8 protein-coding genes are annotated in these 7201 nt (G+C 69.5%); 6 read left to right on the forward strand and 2 right to left on the reverse strand.

Going from position 1 to position 7201, the window contains the following annotated elements; all coding sequences use genetic code 11:
• A partial coding sequence (locus ACNAW0_RS29485; RefSeq protein WP_416291313.1) for a hypothetical protein occupies positions 1-220 on the reverse strand: 220 nt, incomplete at its 3' end.
• Between ACNAW0_RS29485 and ACNAW0_RS29490 the strand changes: the two genes are divergently transcribed.
• From ACNAW0_RS29490 to ACNAW0_RS29515, 6 genes are all read left to right on the forward strand, one after another.
• Positions 210-1877 (forward strand): zinc ribbon domain-containing protein, encoded by a 1668-nt coding sequence (locus ACNAW0_RS29490; protein ID WP_416291314.1) that lies wholly within the window; start codon positions 210-212, stop codon positions 1875-1877. The genes ACNAW0_RS29485 and ACNAW0_RS29490 overlap by 11 nt on opposite strands.
• A gap of 21 nt (positions 1878-1898) precedes the next feature.
• Entirely contained in the window at positions 1899-2159 is a 261-nt protein-coding gene (locus ACNAW0_RS29495; protein ID WP_416291315.1) for a hypothetical protein, read from the forward strand.
• A 63-nt stretch (positions 2160-2222) separates the two neighbouring features.
• Positions 2223-4181 carry an NPCBM/NEW2 domain-containing protein gene (locus tag ACNAW0_RS29500; RefSeq protein WP_416291320.1) on the forward strand — a complete coding sequence of 653 codons (1959 nt, stop codon included), beginning with the start codon at positions 2223-2225 and terminating at the stop codon, positions 4179-4181.
• Positions 4182-4395: 214 nt separating this feature from the next.
• Positions 4396-5142, forward strand: a complete 747-nt coding sequence (locus tag ACNAW0_RS29505; protein WP_416291316.1) for an SDR family NAD(P)-dependent oxidoreductase — start codon at positions 4396-4398, stop codon at positions 5140-5142.
• 35 nt (positions 5143-5177) lie between these two features.
• The gene (locus tag ACNAW0_RS29510) at positions 5178-5888 is read left to right on the forward strand and encodes a FadR/GntR family transcriptional regulator (RefSeq protein WP_416291317.1); all 711 of its coding nucleotides are present in this window, start codon (positions 5178-5180) and stop codon (positions 5886-5888) included.
• Positions 5889-5908: 20 nt separating this feature from the next.
• On the forward strand, positions 5909-6754 hold the full coding sequence (locus ACNAW0_RS29515) for a hypothetical protein (RefSeq protein WP_416291318.1): 846 nt from the start codon (positions 5909-5911) through the stop codon (positions 6752-6754).
• A gap of 301 nt (positions 6755-7055) precedes the next feature.
• On the opposite strand, the gene ACNAW0_RS29520 is transcribed toward ACNAW0_RS29515, so the two are convergent.
• Positions 7056-7201, reverse strand: a 146-nt coding sequence (locus ACNAW0_RS29520) for a transposase (protein ID WP_416291321.1), incomplete at its 5' end; no start/stop codon positions are given.

Consider the following 7201-nt stretch of genomic DNA (forward strand, 5'->3'; position numbering starts at 1 on the left):
AGGTGCTGTCCCAGGCGGTGCTGGCGGAGCGGGTCGGCTGGTGTGCCGATCTGGTGGCGGGCATGGTCGGCGGCCTGATCGGCGAGCACTGGAACAGCGGGGATGTGGAGGTGCTCGCCTCCGGGCAGGATGCGGGTGGGCGGAGGTTGCCGTCGAACGCGTGGATGGCGTTGCGGCGGCTGGGCTGGACGACTGCCCCGCCTGCGGGGGTGAAGGTCAACGACCGGATCGTACGGATGGCCCAAGAACAGGCAGGGCGTGCTCTGCGCTCGGTGAAGTGGCGTGCTGATCTCACCGCCGGGGTCCTGGCGACCTGGCCAGCCGATCCACGCAAGCGGACCGCGCAGGAGTGGGAACAGGTGCGCACGGCGATCCCGGGCGGGCAGGGCCTGCCGTCGAGCGTCATCAAGGTCCGGACCCGGCAGGCCGCCACGTTCCTCAACGCCAATGGTCGTCTGCCGGTGGACGTGTTCGAACTCGAAGGCGTCCCGAGGATTCCGCGGATGCTGCTGCTGGCCGCGTGTGACCGGCAGCAGGCCACCATCGAACGCAGCGACACCGACCCCGCCAAAGCGCTGCTGCGCTTACAACTGCCCACCCGCGCGGATCCGCGCTCGTATCAGGATTGGATGTGGGTGGCCTGTCCGATCAGCCTGCCGCCCACGGTGCCCGTCTCGGCGGTGCTGCACCTACCCACCCTGCGCTTGGCCGGCGGCAAGGTACGCGCCGATATGGCGTACACGCACACGGTGCCCAAGGCGAAGCGCGCCGAGCACACGGTGGCGGTCGGCGTGGACTGGGGCCTCAACACCTTGTTGTCCGCCGGAGCCCTACGGTTGCAGGCGGACCGTCGAATCACCGCGTTGGGGGCTGGTGGCCAGTTCCGTGCTGCCGGCGTCCTGGCCAAGCAGCATCGCCTGCGGCGTCTGTCCGAGCGGCTGCACGCCAAGGCCGACCACTACCAGCGGCTCATCGGCGGTGACCAGCAGCACGACCTCGCCGGCAAACACGCGGTCCTGCGCGACGAGATCCGCCATGTATCCCAGCGCCGTGCGAACTTGAATGACGCGCTCGCGTGGGCCGCCGCCCGGTGGGCCGTGGACCAGGCGATCGCCGCCGCCGCGACGGTGATCTATGTGGAAGATCTGCGGTCGATGGAAGCCAAGGGCATGGGCCGTAGCCTGAACACGCGCCTGTCCCAGCAGGTACGCGGAAAAATCGTCGACCGAATGCGGCACTGCGCCGCCGAGCACGGTGTCGCCGTGGTCCCCGTCCCCGCCCGCAACACGTCAAAACACTGCCCCCAGTGCCTGACCCCGCTACGACATTGCAAAGCGCCCGACAAGCCGACCGTCGCGGGCTGGAAGTGGGCCATCTGCCCCAACCAGTCCTGCCGATGGCAAGGCGACCGCGACCAGGGTGCCTGGCGGCGCATCGCCGCCCGCGGCCTCACCCACCAGAACAAGACCGTCACCGACAAGACCAGCGGGCACATGGCGATCCGCGCGGTCGTGGACACGCTCGAAGCCGCAGCCGTCGTCACCCCCACCGGCAAGGCCAGCCGGGAGGACCGGTCGAAGACCGGCCCTACCCGGCAGCACACCTCACGCCCCGCGCCCAGGCGACGCAGGGCACCCTCCCCCACCCGGCCCCACGGTCAGGCGGGCAAGCGTCCGGAGGGACACGCACCAACGGACCGGAAGCTGCCCCGCGCAGCCCACCGACACCAGGGCGTGAACACGATCAGCACACCCACCACCGGCCACCGGCCACGCGGAGCAGCACTGGGCGCGGGATTCCACTTCCACGTCCACGCATCTCCACCCAGGTGGGAAACGATCCCGGAAACTCAATCCGACTTAGGATCGCTAAGCTGATCAGAGACGCTCATCGGCCTCGTGGCGGTCGCGCTCGAAACACGGGAGGAAGACCTGATCCACCACCACGAGGACGTGTCCCCGGAGGCGGTATCCGCCCACCGCCTCGTCCTGCGCGCGGTGCGTGACGGCGACGCCGACCGAGCAGAGAGGCGCATGCGCGAAATGCTGTGGTCGCTGCTCGACGAGTCCTCCAACCGGCACCGCCGTACCCGGCCCGCCGAATCGTCCTGGCCAGTCGATCCTCACGCCTTGCGCCAGGGGTCGGGCGCCAAGAGCTAATAATTTACGAATTGATATTGACAGGCCAGCATAGCGGGATGCAGGCCAGCAGCAGAGCAGGGGCTGAGCCCGACGCCGTACCAGGGCTGGAACACCTACTACGGCCTCGGCGGCAACTTCTCACACGAGTCGGTCAAGGAAGTCGCCGACGCCCTGGTCTCCCGCGGCTTGGCCCGGGCCGGCTACGACATCGTCTGGCTGGACGCCGGCTGGCAGGACCCGCAGCCGCGCACGGCAGCCGGCGACCTGCAGGCCGACCGTACCCGCTTCCCAAACGGGCTGAAACCACTGGTGGACTACATCCACGCCAAGGGCCTGAGGGCGGGCATCTACACCGACGCCGGGCCGCACATCCCCGGTAAGTGTGGAGTCGGCAGCGGCGGCTACTACCAGCGCGACGCTGACCAGTTCGCCGCCTGGGAGTTCGACGCGGTGAAGGTGGACTTCGTGTGCGGCATCGTCGCGAACCTGGACCCGAAGACGGTCTTCACCGAATTCGCGCAGGCACTGCGGAACAACGCCAGCGACCGTCCGATCATCTTCAACCTGTGCAACCCGGTGACCTCGCCCGACTGGGGCAACTATCCCGAAGAGCAGCAGGCGACCTACTCCTGGTCCTACGCACCAAAGATCGCGCAGTCCTGGCGAACCTACACCGCCGTCGGCTTTCAACGCAGCATCAAGTTCAAGGACGTGTTGCGCAACTACGACGCGAACGCGCGCCACCCCGAGGCCGCCGGGCCCGGGCACTTCAACGACCCGGACTACCTCGGTCCTCAGCTTGGGATGACCGACGAGGAATTCCGGACGCAAATGACGCTGTGGTCCGTGGCCGCCGCTCCGCTGGTGATCGGTAGCGACGTACGCAAGCTCAGCCAGGCCTCGGTCGACGTCCTCACCGACCCCGACGTGCTGGCCATCAACCAGGATCCCGCCGGCGTCCAGGCCGTGCGGGTCGGCCCCGCCCGTGCGACCGAGACGTGGGTGAAGCCTCTCGCCGACGGCGGCCGGGCCGTGGTGCTGCTCAATCGGGGCGAAAGCGCGAAGCTGTTGACTGCGGAGGCCTCGTGGCTCGGCCTGTCCGGATCGCGGTTCACCGTCAAGAACGCCTGGACCGATCAGGTCACCGAGAGCGCTGGCACCATCAGCGCGGCCGTTGCTGGCCACGGTGCGGCACTGCTGCGGATCAGCCCGGCCGATGGCAAGCCGGGTGTTCCACACGTAACCGCCGGTCTGCCTGAGGTGACGGAGGTCGGCGGCGTCGCGACGCCCGACGGCTCGGTGCCGGTGCTCGCCGGGGGCGACGAGGCGAGGGTCGAGATTGTCGCGCGTAACGACGGCCTGCTGCCGGTGTTCACCCCGCAGCTCGCGTTGGTCGCGCCTGCCGGCTGGGCGGTGCGCGCCCTCAACGATGCGCCGCAGGTCCTGCCTCCCGGCCGTGCCGTCACCTTCGCCGTCGCGTTGGACGTGCCGAACTCCGCCGTCGCAGGCGATGCCTTGCTGAGCGCCACCACCTCCTACGACGTGCGCGGGCACGGACGGTTGCAGCAGACGACGAGGTCGGCTCTGGTGATCGCGCCGGCGCCGCCGCACGGCGAGGTCGTGCTGTCGCATCATTCGTGGATCAGTGCCACCAGCGGGTGGATGCAGCCGACCATCGATCGCAGCGTCGGTGGCGGATCGCCGATCAAGATGCTCGGCCAGGTGTATCCGGTCGGCATTGGCGTCGCATCCCCGTCCACTGTCCGCTACTACCTCGGCGACAGGTGCAGCCGGCTGACCGCGGTCGTCGGCTTGGACGACGCGGTTCGCAACGTCGGGCCTGAGGGCGCAACCGCGACGTTCGAGGTGATCGGCGATGGCCGAGTCCTGTTCGCTAGTGGCGTGTTGACCCGCGACGACATCCGCCACGTCGACGTCGACCTGACCGGCGTACGGGTGCTTGAACTGGTAGTCGGTGACGCGGGCGACGGCGGCTACAACGATCGGGCCAACTGGGCCGGCCTGAACGCCAGTTGCTGAAGGGCGACAGTCGCACCCAGGTGGTCGCTCACCTGGGTGCGACTGGTCGTTTGGGTCGCCTTCGCGTACGGCGAATAACTCGCCGCCGCCCCCAGGAATCGGCGGCGACTGGGATCGAAGTCGCTCACGGTTGCATCCGGTGCGCGTCACTGTCAAGATGTTTTCGTAATTAATAATTAGATCTGGTAATCCCGGTGGACAGGTGAACCAGCACATGCGACGACTAGAAGGCAAGACAGCGCTGGTCACTGGAGCATTCGGCGGCATCGGCGCGGCCACCGCACGACGACTCGCGGCAGAGGGCGCCGCCGTCGGGCTGATGGACGTAAGCGACTGCAGGGCGTTGGCCGACGAACTGGCCGCCGCCGGCGCTCGGGCCCTGCCCGTCGCCGCCGACGTGTCCGACGAGGCCGAGTGGGCCGCTGCGGTCGCGGCCGTGCGGGATGCGTTCGGGCCGGTGGACATCCTGGTCAGCAACGCCTACGCCGTCGAGGTCGCCCCCGCCCACCAGACCAGCCGCGACTCCTGGGACCACCAACTCGCGGTCAGCCTCACCGGCACCTTCCTCGGCGTGCGGGCCTGCCTGGACGATCTGCGTGCCGGCCACGGCTCGGTGGTGGTGGTTTCCTCGGTGCACGCGCTGGTGGGCCTACCCGGACGGCCGGCTTACGCCGCCGCCAAGGGCGGACTGGTCTCGCTGGGCCGCCAACTCGCTGTCGAGTACGGACCGCAGGTGCGGGTGAACACCGTGTTGCCGGGACCGATCCTCACCGCCGCGTGGGACGGGGTGGCCGAAGCGGACCGACAGCAGAGCATCGCGCAGACGGTGGCCAAACGCTTCGGCACACCGGACGAAGTCGCCGCCACCGTAGCCTTTCTTGCCTCGCCGGACGCCGCCTACATCACCGGCGCGAGCCTGGTGGTCGACGGCGGCTGGACCGCGGTCAAAGCCTCAACCTGAAAGCTCGACATCAATGAACGATAAGGTGTGAAGATTTGACAACATATGCACGCCGCGGGCTGCACGGGCAGGTCGTCGAGGTTATTGCCCGCCGCATTCTCGCCGGAGAGCTCGCCCCCGGGGCGACCGTGGACCTCACCGCGCTGCAGGCGGAACTCGACGTCAGCCTCACCGTGCTACGCGAAGCGCTGAAGGTGCTCTCCGCCAAGGGCCTCGTGGACGCCCGACAGAAGCGCGGCACGTTCGTGCGGCCCCGCGCGGACTGGAGCCTCCTCGACGCTGACGTGATCCGTTGGCAGTTCGCCGAGGGCGCCGACCCGCGGCTGCTCGACCAGCTGCACGAGGTACGCAGCATCGTCGAGCCAGCCGCGGCCCGTCTGGCCGCCAGCCGGGCGAGCGACGACGACCTGGCCGCGTTGGCCGGTGCGCTGGAGGAGATGGCTGCCGGCAAAGGCGATCCGGCCTCCGCCGTCGCCGCCGACCTGAACTTCCATCGCGCGCTGCTGGCCGCCACTCACAACGAGTTGCTCGAGCGCATGGAGGTAGTCATGGAGACCGGCCTGGCCGAACGCGACCGCCTGGTGCACGGCGGCGAGCCGCATGACGACCCGGTACCCAGCCACCGGGCGGTGGTGGACGCGATCCGGGCGAAGGACGCCACCGCGGCCGAGACCGCCATGCGGGGATTGCTGGACAAGGCCGTGCGGGACGTCAAGAAGGTACGGGGGAAGAAGGGCCGGCGGTAACGGTGCCGGAGACTTCAGAAATGACCCCGGTGCCGCTGTACGTCTGCACCGACGACCTGCACGGCGGCCGGTGGACCACCCTGACAGGCGGTGGCCGGCAGTGGCTGTGGCGGCGGCCGGGCACCCGCCGGGACGAAGTGCGCCCCGGTGACCCGTTCGTCGACGCGGGCGGCCTGGAGGAGTGCCTGCCGACGGTGCGCGGGGCGCCCGACCACGGAGACATCTGGTCCCGGCCGTGGCGAAACACCGGCGCGGGCAGCGCCACCATCGAGCGCCCCGAGTTCACCCTGACCCGGCGGCTCACCGACAGTTCCGGCGTGGTGGTCGCCGACTATCGGCTCCAGGCCGACCCGGGCTACCGTTTCGTGTGGGCAGCCCACGCCCTGCTCGATCTTTCACCCGCTGCCCGGCTGGACGCGCCCGCCGGCACCCCGGTCCGGCTCTACCCGGAAGCCGCCACGCTGCTGCGTCCCGAACGATGGCCGGCCGGCAGCGCGTGGCTGTGCGCGCCGTGGCCCACACCGGCCGGGCTACCGCTGGAGCGGCTCGGACCCGACGACGGCACCGCCCTCGGCGCGGTGCTGCTCGACTGCCCGAGGGTTCGGGTGATCGACGGCGCTGACCGGCTCACCCTGCACCTCGAATGTGACAGCCAGCCCCGCTCCACCGCCCTGTGGCGCAACCTGCGTGGCTGGCCCACCGACGCGCCCTACCGCAGCATCGGTGTTGAAGCCATGCTCGGCCGTGTCTTCGACCTGGCCGAAGCCGGCCCCGACGACGCCGCGCAGGTCCCGTCAGCCGGCGAAGTCACCTGGCGGTTGACACTTGCCGCGCACCGGCGGCGCTCGGCAGGCCATCCCGGGTGACGGACGAAGTCGCCTCGGGCGTGCTCACCGGCTCATAACGGCCGGCTGACCGGCGGAGTCCTTCACCCTGCCGCGGGCAGATGGCGGCGCGCGCCGAGAGCAAGATATCGCAGTGAAGTGATTAAGACAGTATCGGAACGGGTTATCGCAGGCGTCGCGGTCCGCAGTAGGTGAGGGCAGCATTTCAGCGAGAACCTTCTTGCGAGAAAGGCCGCTACCAGGATGCGGGGCAGTGCTCCGCCGTTTAGTCAGGGCGGGGGTGGAGGCCGGCGCGGGAGGGCCGCCAAGGCCCGAGCGTGCTCTAACCGGGCCGGTTTTGCTGTTCGATGTACTGGTGCAGGACCGGCAGGGGTGCGTGTGCGAGGGAGCCGGCGAAGTAGGAGCCGGACCACAGGCGGGCGTCGCGCCAGAAGTGGCGGTGGATGTTGGGGTAGTCGCGGCGTAGGC

This window comes from Micromonospora sp. SL1-18, from assembly GCF_047921505.1.
Taxonomy (GTDB): domain Bacteria; phylum Actinomycetota; class Actinomycetes; order Mycobacteriales; family Micromonosporaceae; genus Micromonospora.

Bases quoted from the DNA above. Each gene is read 5' to 3' on its own strand.
- ACNAW0_RS29515 (WP_416291318.1), top strand. From the start codon at position 5,909: ATGACCCCGGTGCCGCTGTACGTCTGCACCGACGACCTGCACGGCGGC.
- ACNAW0_RS29505 (WP_416291316.1), top strand. From the start codon at position 4,396: ATGCGACGACTAGAAGGCAAGACAGCGCTGGTCACTGGAGCATTCGGC.